This is a genomic window from Methylotuvimicrobium buryatense, assembly GCF_005931095.1.
GTDB classification, from domain to species: Bacteria; Pseudomonadota; Gammaproteobacteria; order Methylococcales; family Methylomonadaceae; genus Methylotuvimicrobium; species Methylotuvimicrobium buryatense.
Map to the genome: position 1 here is coordinate 1,089,129 of NZ_CP035467.1, position 16,699 is coordinate 1,105,827.

Annotated in this window: 16 protein-coding genes; all 16 read left to right on the forward strand. The window is 50.4% G+C overall.

The genetic code is table 11. The features are described 5' to 3' along the window. Positions 1-158: 158 nt before the first annotated feature. The 16 genes from gspE (at position 159) to ribBA (ending at position 16,493) form a co-directional block, all read left to right on the forward strand. Positions 159-1,871 (forward strand): type II secretion system ATPase GspE, encoded by a 1,713-nt coding sequence (gspE, locus tag EQU24_RS05105; RefSeq protein ID WP_017840525.1) that lies wholly within the window; start codon positions 159-161, stop codon positions 1,869-1,871. After that, complete coding sequence (locus tag EQU24_RS05110; protein ID WP_017840524.1) at positions 1,871-3,088, forward strand: type II secretion system F family protein; 1,218 nt, start codon at positions 1,871-1,873, stop codon at positions 3,086-3,088. The genes gspE and EQU24_RS05110 overlap by 1 nt, the downstream gene beginning before the upstream one ends. Positions 3,089-3,096: 8 nt before the next feature. Next, on the forward strand, positions 3,097-3,537 hold the full coding sequence (gspG, locus tag EQU24_RS05115; RefSeq protein ID WP_014149360.1) for a type II secretion system major pseudopilin GspG: 441 nt from the start codon (positions 3,097-3,099) through the stop codon (positions 3,535-3,537). Positions 3,538-3,763: 226 nt separating this feature from the next. Continuing rightward, positions 3,764-4,219 carry a GspH/FimT family pseudopilin gene (locus EQU24_RS05120; protein ID WP_026130133.1) on the forward strand — a complete coding sequence of 152 codons (456 nt, stop codon included), beginning with the start codon at positions 3,764-3,766 and terminating at the stop codon, positions 4,217-4,219. 248 nt (positions 4,220-4,467) lie between these two features. After that, positions 4,468-4,884, forward strand: coding sequence for a prepilin-type N-terminal cleavage/methylation domain-containing protein (locus EQU24_RS05130; RefSeq protein ID WP_017840522.1), 417 nt, complete (start codon positions 4,468-4,470; stop codon positions 4,882-4,884). Between the two features lie 162 nt (positions 4,885-5,046). After that, positions 5,047-5,802, forward strand: coding sequence for a prepilin-type N-terminal cleavage/methylation domain-containing protein (locus EQU24_RS05135; protein WP_235726401.1), 756 nt, complete (start codon positions 5,047-5,049; stop codon positions 5,800-5,802). Continuing rightward, positions 5,802-6,758, forward strand: coding sequence for a type II secretion system minor pseudopilin (locus EQU24_RS05140; protein ID WP_017840520.1), 957 nt, complete (start codon positions 5,802-5,804; stop codon positions 6,756-6,758). The genes EQU24_RS05135 and EQU24_RS05140 overlap by 1 nt, the downstream gene beginning before the upstream one ends. A gap of 316 nt (positions 6,759-7,074) precedes the next feature. Next, positions 7,075-8,187: a PilN domain-containing protein gene (locus tag EQU24_RS05145; protein WP_017840519.1), complete on the forward strand. Its 1,113-nt coding sequence runs from the start codon at positions 7,075-7,077 to the stop codon at positions 8,185-8,187. Beyond that, positions 8,171-8,755, forward strand: coding sequence for a type II secretion system protein GspM (gene gspM / locus EQU24_RS05150; protein ID WP_017840518.1), 585 nt, complete (start codon positions 8,171-8,173; stop codon positions 8,753-8,755). Before EQU24_RS05145 ends, gspM begins: the two co-directional genes overlap by 17 nt. Continuing rightward, a complete protein-coding gene (locus tag EQU24_RS05155; protein WP_017840517.1) occupies positions 8,752-9,345 on the forward strand; it encodes a hypothetical protein in 594 nt (197 codons plus the stop codon). The genes gspM and EQU24_RS05155 overlap by 4 nt, the downstream gene beginning before the upstream one ends. 38 nt (positions 9,346-9,383) lie before the next feature. Then, entirely contained in the window at positions 9,384-11,594 is a 2,211-nt protein-coding gene (gspD, locus tag EQU24_RS05160) for a type II secretion system secretin GspD (protein WP_017840516.1), read from the forward strand. A 173-nt stretch (positions 11,595-11,767) separates the two neighbouring features. Next, entirely contained in the window at positions 11,768-11,890 is a 123-nt protein-coding gene (locus EQU24_RS23230) for a hypothetical protein (RefSeq protein WP_017840515.1), read from the forward strand. Between the two features lie 372 nt (positions 11,891-12,262). Further along, positions 12,263-12,715, forward strand: a complete 453-nt coding sequence (gene nrdR, locus EQU24_RS05170) for a transcriptional regulator NrdR (protein WP_017840514.1) — start codon at positions 12,263-12,265, stop codon at positions 12,713-12,715. Position 12,716: 1 nt separating this feature from the next. After that, positions 12,717-13,808 (forward strand): bifunctional diaminohydroxyphosphoribosylaminopyrimidine deaminase/5-amino-6-(5-phosphoribosylamino)uracil reductase RibD, encoded by a 1,092-nt coding sequence (gene ribD / locus EQU24_RS05175; protein ID WP_017840513.1) that lies wholly within the window; start codon positions 12,717-12,719, stop codon positions 13,806-13,808. Positions 13,809-14,720: 912 nt separating this feature from the next. Next, positions 14,721-15,377: a riboflavin synthase gene (locus EQU24_RS05180; protein ID WP_017840512.1), complete on the forward strand. Its 657-nt coding sequence runs from the start codon at positions 14,721-14,723 to the stop codon at positions 15,375-15,377. Then, positions 15,378-16,493 (forward strand): bifunctional 3,4-dihydroxy-2-butanone-4-phosphate synthase/GTP cyclohydrolase II, encoded by a 1,116-nt coding sequence (gene ribBA / locus EQU24_RS05185; RefSeq protein ID WP_017840511.1) that lies wholly within the window; start codon positions 15,378-15,380, stop codon positions 16,491-16,493. The last annotated feature ends 206 nt before the right edge of the window (positions 16,494-16,699 follow it).

Sequence of the window (16,699 nt, forward strand, 5' to 3'; positions counted from 1 at the left end):
AAAGGTATAGAATGAAAGTTTACTGTGAGTACCGTAAGCGCTCAACTAAAAGTGCGACACTGTCTAACATTAGGTGGGCATAGGCGCAAAATTCAAGTCAATTTTACTGACACCCATAGTTTATAATCTGCCGAAATCTTCATAACCAGGACTGTTCAATGGATTACTCAATTGCCAAGTACGCGCCTGAATACCATCCCTTTCTTAGTTATTTACAGCACCAAGATAAATTGACCGATGCCGAGCTAAAAAAGGTCGACCGAGTCATGCAGTCGACGGTGGCCGAAACCTTGCCGCATTTATTGATTAAACTCGGTATTTGTTCCGAGAGTGATATCGCGGAAGCTTTTGTTGCAACGCATGACGTTGAAAAAGTCGGGGTCGAGGATTACCCGCTTGAAACGCCTCTGCCCAATCATGTCTCTCTTCGATTCTTAAAGCAATTTCATGTAATAGGTTTACGCGATACCGATCAGTCGATTCATGTTGCGGTAATGGATCCGGAAAATCGTTTTGTTTTGGATGCGTTGCAACTAGCGACCGGTAAGCCGATTATTGCGAAAGTCGGGCTAATGTCGGAAATCGATACCGCGCTCGAGCTGCAATACGGCGAAGGCAAATCGCAAATGGATAAGCTGTTTGCCAACCTCGAGACCGACGAGATCGGCGAAGAGGATCTGGAGCACCTTAAAGACATGGCGAGCGAAGCGCCGGTCATCAAAATGGTAAACCTGATCATGCAGCGCGCGATTGAGAGCCGGGCTTCAGATATTCATATCGAGCCGTTCGAACAGCGCTTGAAAGTCCGCTTACGCGTCGACGGCGTGCTGCAAAATATCGATGCACCGCCGGTAACATCGACTGCAGCCGTGCTTTCGCGCATAAAAATCATGGCCAAATTGAATATCGCCGAGCGCCGATTGCCGCAAGACGGCCGAATCAAGCTGCAAATGTTGGGCAAGGAATTGGATTTGCGGGTGTCGACGATTCCAACATTATATGGTGAGAGTGTCGTCATACGCCTTTTGGATAAAGAGGCGACGGTATTAGATTTTAAGGTCCTAGGGTTTGCGGGTAGGCAATACGAAAAATTTGTCGAAGTATTGAGTCAGCCACACGGCATTATTCTGATTACCGGACCTACCGGTAGCGGTAAATCGACAACCTTATATACGGCGCTTAAACAACTGAATACGGCCGAGCGTAAAATCATTACTGTCGAGGATCCGGTCGAATATCAATTGGAAGGCATCAATCAAATTCAAGCCAAGCCGCAGATAGGATTGAATTTTGCCGCGGCGCTACGGTCCATCGTCAGACAAGATCCCGATGTGATCATGATCGGTGAAATGCGCGATATCGAAACCGCTCGAATAGCCGTGCAATCGGCGTTAACCGGCCATTTGGTTTTGTCCACTCTGCATACCAACGATGCGGCGGGCGGTGTGACGCGATTATTGGATATGGGCTTGGAAGAGTATCTGCTGAGTTCGACGGTCAACGGAATTTTAGCGCAGCGCTTGGTTAGAAAACTTTGTCCTCATTGTAAAACCGCTAATCCGGTCGATTCGGCCTTGGCCGAAGAATTGAGGTTGAGACATTTTCAACCGGAGGGCGATTTGGTTCTCTATAAAGCAACCGGCTGTCAGGCCTGCAATGGTCTAGGATATAAAGGACGGATGTCGATCATCGAATTTTTGGTGATGACCGACCCCATTCGGCGCTTGATCATGACGCATGCGGAAGCTGGGGAAATTCAACGGTTGGCAATTAGCGAAGGAATGCTTACGATGTATGAAGACGGATTGGTCAAAGCTTTGCAAGGTTTGACCACTTTGGAAGAAATTTTACGCGTGACGACGGAATCCTGATGGCACTCTATGCGTATAAAGCCGTAAATACTAGCGGCGAAGTTGAAGACGGTTTGCGTGAAGTCGCCGACGAAGCGGCTTTGATCGCCGAATTGCAAACAGAAGGTTTTATACCGCTTCACGTTTCTTTATCGAAAGGTAGATCATTTCTCGGGTTACGATTGGGGGCTAAACAGCTTCGTCTGACACAAAAAGAGGTATTGATGTTGACCGGCGAGTTGGCCACCTTACTGGATTCGGGGCTACCTCTCGATAAATCGCTTTCGGTGTTGATCGATCTGACCGAGGAAAATGAGAAATTGAGCAAATTGCTCGCGCGCGTACTGGAAAAAGTCAAAAGCGGGACATCTCTTGCCGATGCCTTGCAGAGTCAAGCCGGGGTGTTTTCCAAATTTTATCTGAATATGATCCGAGCCGGAGAGGCGGGCGGTAATTTAGGCGGCGTTTTGGTGCGTTTGGCGGACTATCTCGAGCGCTCGCGGGAGCTTAGAGACACGGTTAGCACCGCGCTGATATACCCGGTTATTTTAATGATCATGTCGTTTGCATCGTTGTTTGTAATGCTGACGTTTGTGGTGCCCCAATTTACTGAAATGTTCGAAAGCGCCGGCCAGGCATTACCGGTGCCGACTCAGATTGTCGTGGGTTTGGCCAATTGGCTACAAAGCTACTGGTGGATATTGTTGGCAATAATAGTATCGGCCTATATTTATATGAATCATCAACTGGCGGAGCCTGCGTCTCGTAAAGGGTGGGATGCCAGGTTTCTAAAAATGCCGTTGGTCGGCAACATTTTACTCGCGATGGAAACCGCTAACATTACCCGTACGCTCGGCACGCTGTTAGGAAACGGCGTATCGATCATCAGCGCATTAACGATCGTCCGCGAGACCGTGTCGAACTTAACACTGGTAGACGCGGTCAGAGACGCCGAAGAGCAGCTCAAACAAGGCCGTCATATGTCCGATGCTTTACTCGACAAGGGGGTATTACCTAAAATGGCGATGCAAATGATCCGGATGGGAGAAGAAACCGGTCGTTTGGAAGAGATGCTGTTGCGTGTCGCGACGATTTACGACAAGCAGCTCAAAGTATCGATACAGCGTATGCTAGCTCTATTGGAGCCGGTATTGATCATAACTTTAGGACTCATGATTGCCGGTATCATTATTTCAATCTTGTTGGCAATCTTGAGTGTAAACGATTTGGCCTTTTAGGAAAAAACATGAAACGATTGGGAATAAAACGATTAAGAATTAAAAACAGCGGTTTTACCTTGCTCGAATTACTCGTGGTATTGGGCATTATCGCGATGTTGGCCGGTGTTGTCGGTCCGCAGGTTATGAAGCATATGGGGGCGTCGAAAACCAAGACCGCCATCGTTCAAATCGCCGATCTTTCAGCCGCGCTCGATATGTACAAACTCGATGTCGGGCGTTATCCGACCACCGAACACGGCTTGCAGGCGCTGATCGAAAAACCTAACGACGTGGACCGTTGGAACGGTCCGTATTTACGGAAAAACCGGATTCCTTTGGATCCTTGGCAACAACCCTATTTTTATAAATCGCCGGGCGAGCATGGCCGATTCGATTTGTATACGCTCGGTGCCGATCAAAAAGAAGGGGGAGACGGCGAGGATCAAGATATTGTCAGTTGGGAATGACTTTATTCATTGCAGCAATTTCCAGTTTGAACATATTCTCGGAGCTGAGGGAGTGGAGCATGCCTGTCAAGGAACGCCGTGAACCCATCCGTGGGGGCTTGACGGCTGTTCTCCCCTGCCGACCCGACATCCTCGCCAAACATACTCCGCACCCTTTTTTACACTCAAATTGGGAATTGCCGTTATCCATTGAATTGTTTATTCGGGTTCGTCGGCATTGTTTAGAATGGTAGCAATATCTCGAGCCAATCGCGGGTTCACGATGATCGAGTTGGCCGTAGTGCTGTTTATCATGGTGCTGGCCTTCGGCGCGGTCGGTATATCTATTTCATCCGGTAACGATGCAACGACGATTAAAACGGCGGCGCGAGATATGATTTCGGCCCTGCGTTATGCCAGAGGGCAGGCCTTGATGCTCGGCGAAGAGACGACCGTGACGATCGATTTCGGCGACAACACCTATTATATTAGTACGCGCGATAAGGTTTACCAGATTCCGCAAAATATCCAAGTCAGGCTTGTGACGGCGGAAAGCGAGTACAGCCGGGACGGCCGGGCCAGTGTCCGTTTTTTCGGCGACGGTTCTTCAACCGGCGGACGGCTGACGATGGAATTGGATCAATGGGTATGGCGCATCGAAATCAATTGGTTAACCGGATTGATCGACCTGACCGATGCCTAAGGAATATGTACAAAATAACTTTCCGAAATAGTAAGCTTTGTGGAGATTCGGTGACTCGCTTGACAGGACGCCGTAAATACATCCCAGCAATTCCCAGTTTGAGCAGTTTCGCCGATCTTAGGGTGTGGGGTATGCCAGTCGAGGAATGCCGTAAATCCGTCCACGGGGGCTTGGCGGCGACTTTCCCGCCGCCGATATCTACCAATCGAGTCTCCGAATATCCTTCCGACATTTGATAAAGTTATTTCATGCTCGTTTCTAAGCAGCAAGGTTTCTCATTGATGGAAATTCTAGTGGCCTTTGCGATAATGGCTTTGGCCTTGGGGGTTTTGCTCCGGATTTTTTCGGGCGGTATCAATACTGCAATCGTTGCCGACGATTATTCGTCGGCCGTGCAAATCGCGGAGTCTTTAATGGCGCGGGCGGGCGTGGAAACGCCGCTGCAAGCCAGCCAATTTTCAGGTACGGAATTCGATCGTTATGAATGGCTAGTTGTTATCCGACCGGCCGATTTTCAACTGCAACCTTCAGGTAATCAAAACGAATTGCCGCTATTGTATCGCATCGATGTTAGGGTTAGTTGGTCCGAAGAAGCCGCCGAACCACGCGTTTTTCAATTAAAAACGCTACGTTTAGGACGGGTGGAAGCCGCAAGCAGTCGATAGCCGCCCATGTCTAAAACTCATTACACATCGAATAAGGAATATGCACAAAATAACTTATACAAGTAGTAGGCTTTGTGGTGGTTTGGTGACTCGCTTGACAGGACGCCGTGAATACGTCCATGTAGGCTTGACGACGGAATCTGATTGCCATGGATGGCATTAATGCAGATTTTGCAGGAGCAAAAATCTGCCCTGCCGCCGACACCTGTCAATCGAGCCACCAAACCCCCTTCCAACAGTTGTCTAAGTTATTTCATGCTCGTTCCTAAGCAAACCGGTTTTACGCTAATAGAAATTATGCTGGCCATGACCTTATTGAGCGTCATGATGGTCTTGCTATTCGGCACGCTAAGAATCAGTGCGCAAAGTTGGGAGGCGGGCGAGGGTAAAGTGGCTCAGAGCGGCGAAGCCGCGTTGGTCTATCAATTTTTTCGCAGGCACTTGGGCGTCACGCAACCGTTGTGGCAAGACTTTAACCCCGATCAAGAACGAGCCTTCTCGTTTGTCGGCAGGCCCGATGCCCTTCAGTTCGTATCGCCGCTTCCGGCCAGTGCGGCTCGTCCCGGCTTGCAGATGTTTAGCGTGTATTTACGGCAAATGGGCGGCGGTAAGTGGTTGACTGTTTCGGTTCAACCCTTCTTTCCGGAAGCGGAAGGACAAGCTGCGCAGGATGAAGGTGTAGTAATTCTTAAGCATGTGAACTCTTTCCAGGTCAGTTATTTTGGGATGGATCCTGTGTCCGGAACGATCGGGTGGCAGGATGAATGGGTCGAAAGAGAAGCTTTACCGCGTCTGGTCAGAATCAGGATTGTTCGCGATAACGAATTGTATTGGCCGGATATGTTTATCGCTATTAGAGCCGCAGCGGATACCGCCGATCCCGAATTCTCGGGAGGCATTGACCAGGGGTTCGATTAATGCGGCAAAAGGGTTTGGCATTGGTTTTGGTGCTTTGGGTACTGACGTTGTTAACGGTTATGGCCGGAAGTTTTGCGCTGAGTATGCGTCGGGAATCGTCTATAATGTTTGGCATGAAGACGAGGGCCGAGGCCCAAGCTTTTGCTGAGGCCGGTATTGCGGTGGCGGAATTGATGATGCTGGAAGAAGATCCGTTAAATCGCTGGGATGCCGACGGTCAAATTTATGAATTTAGTTTCGATGAGGCCGTGATTAGAGTCCGCATTCTTGCGGAAAACGGCAAGGTCGACATTAATCGGGCGGAATTGGATTTATTGCTCAAACTTTTGAGGCACGCACCGATAGATGTCGATATGCAAGCGCGGGTCGCCAACGCCATTATCGATTGGCGCGATCAGGATGACGACACGCGCGAAGACGGTGCCGAGAAAAAAGAATATCAAGCGGCCGGCTTGAGATATGCCCCTCGTAACCAAGCATTCCAGTCGCTCGAGGAATTGCAAATGGTTCTAGGCGTAGATGCCGTGCTCTACGACTGGCTAGAGCCGTTTATTACCATTGAATCCGGTCAAGCGAGTGTCGATCTCGACAAAGCCTCGGCGGAATTGCGATATATGCTGGAAAGCGAGGACAACTTTGCCGCCAAACCGATAACAGGCAAATCCGATGCCGAGAATGCCGTCCCTAGGGTCAGAGCTTTTTCGCCGACTGAGCAGGGAGGCGAGATGCCGGGAGAATTCGAAATGCAGGAAGACGATCAAGCGCAGCCCGGTAGACCGGCAAGCGGCGCGTTGACTATCGTTTCGGAGGCCATGGTCGGCGAGGGCGTTACGGCGGGTGTCAAGGTTTTGGTTAGGCGTTCGAGTAATTCGGGCCAAACTTTTTCGGTGGCTCGGTGGCAACCGATACATTCGAAAGTCCATTCTTTATTCGCCTATGAAATGGAAAATTATTGATGTGAACTAAGGATTCTGCGGGACGGGTTATTTAACCCGTCCCCAGCGTTTCGGTTTGCTTTGCTCTCGGTCGAAACGTTTAGGACGGGGTTGAAAACCCCGGTCAGCCAAGATGCGCACCCTACGGTTGATGGATACGCTGAGAGCTAAAGCTCATGTAACGGAACAGACACATTATTGTCATCTTTTCCTTATAAGCTTAGCCGTTTATGTAATACGGACAAATCGACTTTCATGAGACAATTCACCAATCTTACGTTTAATGAATACTCGTATATTGTCCCACTGAAACTCAACTAGAAACAAAACATGACCAATGCTGAATCTTGATGCGAACATTGATCTGGATGTAAAAAATTTTTTTCGGTGGTGGGGAAGCGAGCTTTCTCATTTATTGCCCGAAGAGATCAAGAAAATTCTTGATCAACAACAAAGTAAACTGATTTTACGGCCTCATGCCTCCACATTCTCGTTAACCTATGAAGTCGGCGAAGCGCGTGAAAACCTTGGCGAATTTTCAAGGGATGCGGCGGGAGTCGAGGCGATCAAGAAAATTTTGGCAAAAGATGCGCGCTACGAGAAAACCCAATTCATCGTGCGGCTTGCGCCTTCCGATGCGATTAGCAAGGAACTGACCTTTCCGATTGCTGCCGCGGAAAATTTACAACAAGTGATTGCTTATGAAATCGATCGCCTAACTCCGTTTAACAAAGATCAAGTCTATTTTTCAGTCAAGCTGGTCGAAAAAAACAAGCAAGCCGGCATCGTGCGCCTCATTTTGGTGTTGACGCCAAGGGACAAATTGGATGCTTTATTAGATGAGTTGACGGCATTGACGCTGCATCCGTCGCTAATCGACTACGAACCGGTAAGCAATCAAGCGAAATCGGACGCATCCCATTATAATCTCTTGCCGGCACATCGCCGGGAAAACAAAATACCTTGGCACAGCTATGTACACGGCGGCTTGGCCGCGTTGTTTTTCTTACTGCTGTCCGTCGCAATGGTCTTACCTATTTGGCTGGAAAGTCGGGCTGTAGCGGCTCTTAGATATGACATTGCGGTTATCGAAAAACAAGCGAGAGCCGTTGAAAACATTCAAGCCGAAATCGATGCCGTTATTGCGCGAGCGCAACAACTGATCACTAAAAAACAGCAGTCGCCGGCAATCGTCGATATATTGAACACCCTCAGCGAACTGATAAAAGACGATACCTGGCTCAATTATTTGCGTTTTAACGAAGGCAGGCTACAGTTTCAAGGCCAATCACCGGCCGCATCGGCGCTCATCTCAAAATTGGAAGAGTCGGAGTTATTTGCCAACGCCCGTTTCGTATCGCCGGTCACCCGGGATAGACTGAGCGGTTTAGAGCGTTTTCAGCTGTCCGTGGATATTAAACCTAGGAGCGGCGATGACGCTACTCGATAAATACCCGCCGCAACGCCTAGTCGCCGTAGGCTTGTTGATTGCGGTCGTATTGATGGTGATCGGCTTTCTGATGGTGCCCTTGATCAATGCGGCCCTGGACTTGCGCGAAGAAAAACACGAGTTGCTGTTTCGTTTGGATCGCTATCAACGAATAACCGACAAAAAAGAAGCGGTGACGGCCAATGTCGAAAAAATCAAGCAGGCCAATGCCGCACAAAGTTTTTTTAGCCGGCACAAATCCGAGGCCTTGGCTTCCGCTGAATTACAACAGTCGGTCAGGGCCGCGATTGCGAATGCCGGGGCGGAATTAATCAGTACTCAGGTGTTACCGAGTAAAACCGAAGGCCAATATAGCCGGATAGCGATAAAAATCAGAATGAACGCCGATATGGAAGCATTCCGCTCGGTTCTTCTGCAACTTGAATCGGCCGTGCCTTTCATAATGATCGACGATCTTGACATTCGTCCCGAGCGCGGAGTGCGTAACCGGATAACCCGAAAGATCGAGCCTAGCAATAAAATGAACATCAGCTTTCAGGCCTCCGGTTTCATGGGTAAAGAACCATGATCAATCCGGCATTAGTCAAATTGCTAAGCGCAGCCTGTGCGGTATTAGTCGTCCTTATCGCCGGCGAATGGTGGTATTGGGGGCAGGCGAACGACATGCCGGCCGGCGAGGCCCATACGCAATCGACAGATTATGAAGCATTGGCGTTTCCGCAATTTCAAAGCGATCGGCCGAGCGAAGACCGATATAACGATTTAGTCAGTCGTCCGCTGTTTATCGAAGGCCGGCGCCCGGCACCCGAACCGGATCCGGAAAGAGCGTCGGAAACAAGTTCGGAGACCTTGGATTGGGAACTGACCGGTATCTATACGGTTCAGAAAAAGCCCCATGTTTTGTTACGAAGAATCAAGCCGCTGCCCGATCAAAAAAGCCATAAAAAACTGCCTATAAATGACGAAATCGACGGCTGGCGATTGGTTGAGGTATTGCCGGATAAAGCGATACTGGATCGTGGCGGAGAAAGAAAAGAATTGATTTTGAGAAAACCGAAACAGAAAGAATTGCCTCCCGGAAGACGGGCGCCGATTCCGCAGCAACGTCCGGCAGCGCCGCAAAAACCCCCCGATAGTCCCTCAAACAACGCCGGATAACGGCTTTAGTGAATCTGATCCTGCAATAACAACACAAAATGAATAAAGTAAACCGAATCCATGCGACTGTATTGGCATTGTTAACCCTGTCGACTGGGGGATGCGAGTTATTGGGTGCTCAGGCCCGGCAAAAGTTGACCTTGGCGCAGCCTAAGGTCGAGGACCTTGAGGCGCACCAAAAGTTTTTCGAACAATTGGGGGAAGAAACCGAAATAGAAGATAAAGACAAGCTGCACGCCGAAATCTTTCCCGGCCGGGGATTGCCGGTCGGCGATGTGACCAGACGCGCCGGTCCGCCCGTAGGTCAGGGGTCTTACAGCTTGAATTTCGACGAAGCCGATCTCGGCGAGGTCGCCAAGGTCATCATCGGCGATATTTTGGGTAAGAATTATGTATTGAGCCCTAAAGTCGCCGGCAAAGTGACACTGCAAACTACCCAGCCGTTGACCCGCGAACAAGTGCTGCCGACTCTGGAAATGCTGTTGAGCATGAACAGCGCTGCATTGGTCAAGGACGAGGGCGGCGTTTACCATATCGAACCTGCGTCCGATGCGCTCTATACCTCGGCTTTGTCGATGGCCGACCGGCGCGGACGCGTATTACCGGCCGGTTATCAAGTTAGCGTCATTCCGGTTAGGAATGTCGGCGTCGACAATATCGTCGAAATACTCAAGCCGTTGTTGCAAGAAAAAACCCTGCTGCATTCCGACCCGTCCAGAAACCTGCTTCTAGTGGGCGGCACCGCGGCCGAATTGTTGCGCGTACAGGAGATCGTCGGGATTTTCGATGTCGATATGATGCGCGGCCGGTCGTTCGCGTTGTTTCCGTTGACGCATGTCGACCCGCCGACCGTGATAGAAGAGCTCGAGCAAATCTTCGACAATAAAGGAAAGGATGACAAAGGCCAGTATTTCCGCTTCATCGCGATCGAGCGCATGAACGCGATATTGGCGATCACGCATCAATCGCGTTATCTCAGCGACATCGAAAATTGGATCATCCGGCTGGACCGGGCGCAATCGGCGACCGGCGGCGGCGTCAATGTCTATAAGGTGCAGCATGTCGATGCGGTGCAATTGGCCGCGACCCTGAGCGAAATTTACGGCGTCCCGGCTTCCCAAGTCGGCATGGGGCAGGCTTCGGTCGCGGCAGGGCGAAGATCGGTGGAGGTCACCAGTCGACCGCAACAGAGTAGCGGACTGGGAGGGCGAAGCAGCCAGATTCGTCAAGTACAACGTCCGATGCAAACGCCCGGCATGGCCGCAGGTACCGGCGTCAAGGTCAAGGGCGTCGAGGATGTGCGCATCATTCCCGACGAGATCAACAACTCGCTCGTGATTGTCGCGACCGCCCAGGAGTACAACGTAATCAAGGGCGTGATCAAGCAACTGGACGTGATGCCGTTGCAGGTGTTGATCGATGCGACGATTGTGGATGTGACGTTGACGGATAGATTGCAATACGGCATTCAATGGTTTTTTGAACATGGAGCTGGTGGAGATAATGAAATTACTGGTGGTGGAGCCAGAAGTGTTTTTCAAACAATAGGAAAAACAGGGGCTAAAGCGGCTTTAGGTGTAATGTCAGGAGGCTTAAGTTATGCGTTTTTATCAGGTGATATCAAGGTCTTATTAAATGCTGAAGCTTCGAAAGGAAATACTAATATCATTTCTTCGCCTTCGTTGATGGTATTGAACAATCAAGAGGCGTCGATACAAGTGGGTAGAGAAGTATCGCTGAGAACGGGAACAACTACTCCTCTGGGTGGTACTACGGCGGCCCCTGACAATTCGCTTATTGCAACCCAGCAACTGCAACAACGGCAAACCGGCGTCAAATTGAAAATTAAACCCCGCGTCAATGCCGGCGGTCTGGTAATCATGGATATAGAGCAAAGTGTTGAAGATGTACTCGAGGACACTACTGGAAATACGGGAAATCCCGATATACAGACACGAGAAATCATGAGTTCGGTCGCGGTACAAAGCGGCGAAACACTGGTGTTGGGCGGATTGATACAAGAAAACAATAACTATGGCAGGGCTGGCGTCCCTTGGTTACACGAGCTACCATTGATCGGTCCGTTATTCGGAAGTACAGCTTCTAATATGACCAAAACCGAATTGGTTATTTTATTGACCCCTCGAGTCGTCACCGGCCGCCAAGATGCCCGCTTGGTCGCCGACGAATTCAAACGCAAATTGACCGGCATCTACCACATCGAACCGACCGAAATGGAAATCAGGTAGGGTGCCAGCAATTCCCAGTTTGAGCAGTTTCGCCGATTTTAGGGTGTGGGGTATGCCTGTCGAGGAAAGCCGTAAACCCATCCATGGGGGCTTGGCGGCAGCTCGAACGCCAAGGATGGCGTGAATGCAGATTTTGCAGGAACAAAAATCTGCAAGCGCCAAGGATGGCGTGAATGCAGATTTTGCAGGAGCAAAAATCTGCAAGCGCCAAGGATGGCGTGAATGCAGATTTTGCAGGAGCAAAAATCTGCCCTGCTGTCGACATCCTCGCCAAGCATACCCCACACCCTTTTTGATCTCCAAATTGGGAATTGCTGGTAGGGTGCGCACCATTAACCCAATAAAGAGCAGTTGATATGTGTTTTAGACCGTTCGTGCTGAGCCAACTCGAAGCATGAAGGGTCTAAAACACTTTCACTGGTTTGGTGAAGCTTCAAACTACCCTTCATCCTTCGGCAGGGCTCTCCTGAGCGCAGCCGAGGGGCGAAGGCGAACGGTAGTTTGAGATTCCCGACTGCTCTTTTTAGGATTTAACGAGATTATCGCGAAGATATCCACGCCTTATTTCCCCTGTCCCGAAATAAATTACGGTAAGCGGGGTTAATTGTTATAAAATCATCGGTTTTTCAATGACTCGAAATTTTTCAATGGTAATCGGCGATTAAATTATGCGATGTCCCTTTTGTGCAGCGCAAGATACCCGAGTGATCGATTCCAGATTGGCGAATGAAGGCGATCAGGTTCGTAGGCGGCGCGAATGCACGGTTTGTAAAGAGCGCTTTACGACTTTCGAGCAGGCCGAGTTAAGTCTGCCACGCGTGATTAAACGTGGCGGCGCAAGAGCGCCTTTCGACGAACAAAAGCTCCGCGCCGGTATGTTGCGCGCCTTGGAAAAGAGGCCGGTGGACAGCGATGCGATCGAGCAGGCCATTAGCCGGATCATTAAAGAGTTGTCCACGAAAGGCGAACGCGAGATAAAGGCGCAAGAATTGGGCGAAAAAGTCATGAAAGAGTTGAGCATGCTCGATCATGTCGCCTATGTCAGATTCGCTTCGGTTTATCGCAGTTTCGAGGATGTCAGCGAATTTACCGATATGATCGAACATTTGAAGCGGCAATAAGATGACTTTGTTGGGGCATCCGGACGAATTTTACATGGCCCGGGCGATTCAATTGGCGCATAACGGCCTGTACACGACGCAACCGAATCCGCGTGTCGGTTGCGTGCTGGTTAAAGACGGCGTAATTATCGCTGAAGGCTGGCATGCTCGGGCCGGCGAGGGTCATGCTGAAATTGAAGCGCTCAAGCGGGCGCAAAGTCCCGCAGGGGCGACGGTTTATGTTACCTTGGAGCCTTGCAGCCATCACGGGCGCACCCCGCCTTGTTGCGAGGCCTTAATCAAAGCCGGCGTAGTTCGTGTTGTTGCGGCCATGCAAGACCCTAACCCGCTGGTTTCCGGGCGAGGTTTGAGGAGATTGAATGACGCCGGTATCAATGTGCGCTGCGGCGTTTTGCAAAACGAAGCGATGAAACTGAATCCGGGCTTCATTAAACGCATGCAAACGGGTTTGCCGTTTGTACGCGGTAAGTTGGCGATGAGTCTGGACGGGCGCACTGCGATGGCTTCCGGCGAGAGTAAATGGATCACTTCGGATCAATCCAGAGCCGATGTACATCGATATCGCGCCCGCAGTTCGGCGATTTTGACCGGTATCAATACGGTGTTGGCCGACGATCCGGCCTTGAATGCACGGGTCGAATTCGAAACCCTGCAGCCGGCCAGAGTCGTGCTCGATACCCGGCTGAGGATGCCGCCGACTGCGCGGTTATTGACATTGCCGGGCCGGAATGTGATCGTGACTTGCTCGCAAGACAGAAGTGAAATCGATACGTTGCAACAAGTAGGCGCGGAAGTGTATTGCGTTGCCGAGCGTAACGGCAAGGTCGATTTGTCCGCCGTGATGGATTTGTTGGGACGATTGCAGTTTAACGAGATATTCATCGAAGCCGGTCCGACCTTGAGCGGGGCTTTGTTAGCCGAAAACCTCGTCGACGAATGGCTCATCTACATGTCGACTAATGTATTGGGTGATGAAGGCCGGGGGTTGTTTCGTTTGCCGGGTCTTGAAAAAATGGCCGATAAAAAACATTTAAGCTTATGCGATATCAGACAAATAGGACCGGATATCAGGCTGACGCTGAAGCCGGCTTGAAAGCACGTAGCCCGTATGCAGCGAAGCGAAATACGGGAAGTTTCGTGCCTAGGTAAATATTCAGTGACCCTAGTGGGCACTGCCATTAAGTTAAGGATTTTTCCGTTCGCCCTGAGCCTGTCGAAGGGTGAATGGAAAAATTCTGGGTCGATAAGTTAAGCCGTCCATGGTTCGACAGGCTCACCACGAACGGCTTAACTTAATGGGAGTGACCCCTAGTGGGGTTCTCATTGTTATACACAAGTACCGTCATGGGTGTTGACAAACGGTTATCGGAATATCCGGGAACTGTGCTGTTTGATAAGTCACAGAACATTGAACATATGGGGCTTCGACATAAACCATTGCTGCCGCGCATCAGTGGCTTAGAAAGTTGCGACGAAGGCGTCGCTCCCACAAAGGGCGGCGAATGCTCTGTGGGAGCGATCCCCTGATCGCGATTTCGAGGCCGAGTGTCTCACGCTACAAAAAATGGTATCGAGGTCTCATTGACTAAGATTGCAGCAAAATAGTAATGCATGAGTTATGTATAAAGATGAGAGAGGGGCTAGGGGGAGATTTTTTTAAATAAATCCCCCTCAATCCCCCTTTTCCAAAGGGGGAGGTCAAGTCGCATAAGCGCCAACTTAGTGTCTATTCTATGGCGTATTTGTGGCTTTATACGTCATATCGGCATGGATTGCCGATATTCAGGTTACATGGGTGTGAAGCTAAGCAGTGCCGTCCCTGGCCCTGGATTCCGCCAATCCCTGGCGGAATGACGCGTTTTTCCTTAAGTTGGCGCCTATGAGGTCAAGTCGCCAACCAAATTAAGTTAAGTGAACAAATACGCATCAAGCATTGCACAACGCCCTAAAAAGCGTTTATCTTTTCACTTTTCACTATTCACTATTCACTATTCACAGCCCTTCTATGTTCACAGGTATTATTCTGGCAATCGGCAGCATTGCCGCGATCGAGCCTAAAGCCGGCGATTGTCGGCTTAAAATAAGCACCGGCAAGTTGCCGCTGGCCGACGCTCAATTGGGCGATAGCATCGCGGTCAACGGCGTTTGCCTAACTGCGGTCGAACTGGGCCGGGATTATTTTTATGCCGACGTATCGAACGAAACGTTGGCACGCACGACCTTGAAAACGGCGAGGGTGGGCACTCGGGTCAATCTGGAATTGGCGCTGACCCCGTCGACGCGCATGGGCGGGCATATCGTCAGCGGTCATGTCGACGGTATCGGTACGGTACTCGATAAGCAATCCGACGGCCGCTCTTATCGTTTTCGCTTCAAGGCGCCGGACAATTTGGCGAAATATATCGCCGAAAAAGGCTCCATTTGCATCAACGGCATTAGCTTGACCGTCAACGAAGTCGACGGCGCGGTGTTCGGCGTCAATATCGTGCCGCATACCTTACAGGAAACGACGCTTGGCGATACCGAAGCCGGTGATAAAGTGAATCTTGAAGTCGATTTGCTGGCCCGCTATCTGGAGCGCTTGATGGCCGGCGATTCGGCGGCGCGCGGCATGGGCGGCGTGACCGAACAATTATTGAAAAGCAGTGGCTTTCTAAACTAAATGAATACAATCGATGAAATTATAGAGGACCTGCGCCAAGGCAAAATGGTCATTATCATGGATGACGAAGACCGCGAGAACGAGGGCGATCTGGTCATGGCGGCGACTTTTACCCGTCCCGAAGATGTTAACTTCATGGCTCGCTACGGACGCGGTTTGATTTGTCTGACCTTGACCCGAGAACGTTGCCGGCAGTTGCGTTTGCCGTTGATGGTCAATGAAAACAAGACCGCGCATTCGACTAACTTTACCGTGTCGATCGAAGCGGCTACAGGGGTTACGACCGGCATTTCGGCGGCCGATAGGGCGCGCACGATTCAGGCTGCGGTCGCGTCCGATGCGCGCGCCGAAGATTTGGTACAGCCCGGTCATATCTTCCCTTTGATGGCGCAGTCCGGAGGGGTATTGAATCGTGCAGGACATACCGAAGCCGGTTGCGATTTGGCGCGTTTGGCCGGTGTGGAACCTGCCGCGGTGATCGTCGAGATTTTAAACGACGACGGCAGTATGGCCAGGCGGCCGGATCTCGAAAAATTCGCCGAGCAACATCAGTTGAAAATCGGTACGATAGCCGATTTGATCCATTACCGTATTCAGCATGAAAATACGCTCGAGCGGATCAGCGAGTGCAATTTTCCGACCGAGTTCGGCGATTTTCGTTTGTATGCTTATCAGGACCAAAACGACAATAAGCTGCATCTGGCCTTGGTCATGGGGCAGGTGGCGGGCGACGAGCCGGTTCTGGTTCGGGTGCATGGACGTAATTTATTGGATGATTTGTTTTCGTCGAAACGTAATGAAAATAGCGTATCGTTGCGCGATGCGATGCGGATTATCGCCGAGGAAGGCCGAGGCGTGATTGTCGTGATCCGGCAAAACGAGGACAATAAGTCGCTGGTCGAGCATATTCACCAGTATCAAATGCAAGATAATGGCGTGGTGAATCCGGCGTCGACCGATAGTGTCGGCGATTGGCGTTCGACAGGAACGGGATCGAGAATCCTTGCCGATTTGGGTGTGCACCGTTTAAAGGTAATCGGCACTCAGAAAAAATATGTCGGTTTGGCGGGCTTCGATTTGGAAGTCGTCGATTATGTGGGGAAGGGCGGTATTTAAATTTAGTCGCGACGAAGGCGTTGCTCCCACAAGGGTTCCGAATTCTCTGTGGGAGCGATCCCCATATCGCGATTTCGAAGTCAAGTACGTTAGGTAACAATAAATGGTATTGAAGTCACATTAGCGAAGATGGCATGACGGTAATAAGTAATGCTTGCTTCAGGCTCTAATGTGCCTCAAAAGCCTGCCATCCATGGCACTGGATT

What these genes read in the sequence shown, in the direction of transcription:
- EQU24_RS05130 (WP_017840522.1), top strand. Translation starts at nt 4,468, where the DNA reads ATGCTCGTTTCTAAGCAGCAAGGTTTCTCATTGATGGAAATTCTAGTG.
- gspG (WP_014149360.1), top strand. Translation starts at nt 3,097, where the DNA reads ATGAAACGATTGGGAATAAAACGATTAAGAATTAAAAACAGCGGTTTT.
- EQU24_RS05145 (WP_017840519.1), top strand. Translation starts at nt 7,075, where the DNA reads ATGCTGAATCTTGATGCGAACATTGATCTGGATGTAAAAAATTTTTTT.
- EQU24_RS23230 (WP_017840515.1), top strand. Translation starts at nt 11,768, where the DNA reads ATGCAGATTTTGCAGGAGCAAAAATCTGCAAGCGCCAAGGATGGCGTG.
- EQU24_RS05135 (WP_235726401.1), top strand. Translation starts at nt 5,047, where the DNA reads ATGCAGATTTTGCAGGAGCAAAAATCTGCCCTGCCGCCGACACCTGTC.
- gspD (WP_017840516.1), top strand. Translation starts at nt 9,384, where the DNA reads ATGAATAAAGTAAACCGAATCCATGCGACTGTATTGGCATTGTTAACC.
- gspM (WP_017840518.1), top strand. Translation starts at nt 8,171, where the DNA reads ATGACGCTACTCGATAAATACCCGCCGCAACGCCTAGTCGCCGTAGGC.
- EQU24_RS05180 (WP_017840512.1), top strand. Translation starts at nt 14,721, where the DNA reads ATGTTCACAGGTATTATTCTGGCAATCGGCAGCATTGCCGCGATCGAG.
- EQU24_RS05140 (WP_017840520.1), top strand. Translation starts at nt 5,802, where the DNA reads ATGCGGCAAAAGGGTTTGGCATTGGTTTTGGTGCTTTGGGTACTGACG.
- EQU24_RS05110 (WP_017840524.1), top strand. Translation starts at nt 1,871, where the DNA reads ATGGCACTCTATGCGTATAAAGCCGTAAATACTAGCGGCGAAGTTGAA.
- nrdR (WP_017840514.1), top strand. Translation starts at nt 12,263, where the DNA reads ATGCGATGTCCCTTTTGTGCAGCGCAAGATACCCGAGTGATCGATTCC.
- gspE (WP_017840525.1), top strand. Translation starts at nt 159, where the DNA reads ATGGATTACTCAATTGCCAAGTACGCGCCTGAATACCATCCCTTTCTT.
- ribD (WP_017840513.1), top strand. Translation starts at nt 12,717, where the DNA reads ATGACTTTGTTGGGGCATCCGGACGAATTTTACATGGCCCGGGCGATT.
- EQU24_RS05155 (WP_017840517.1), top strand. Translation starts at nt 8,752, where the DNA reads ATGATCAATCCGGCATTAGTCAAATTGCTAAGCGCAGCCTGTGCGGTA.
- EQU24_RS05120 (WP_026130133.1), top strand. Translation starts at nt 3,764, where the DNA reads ATGGTAGCAATATCTCGAGCCAATCGCGGGTTCACGATGATCGAGTTG.
- ribBA (WP_017840511.1), top strand. Translation starts at nt 15,378, where the DNA reads ATGAATACAATCGATGAAATTATAGAGGACCTGCGCCAAGGCAAAATG.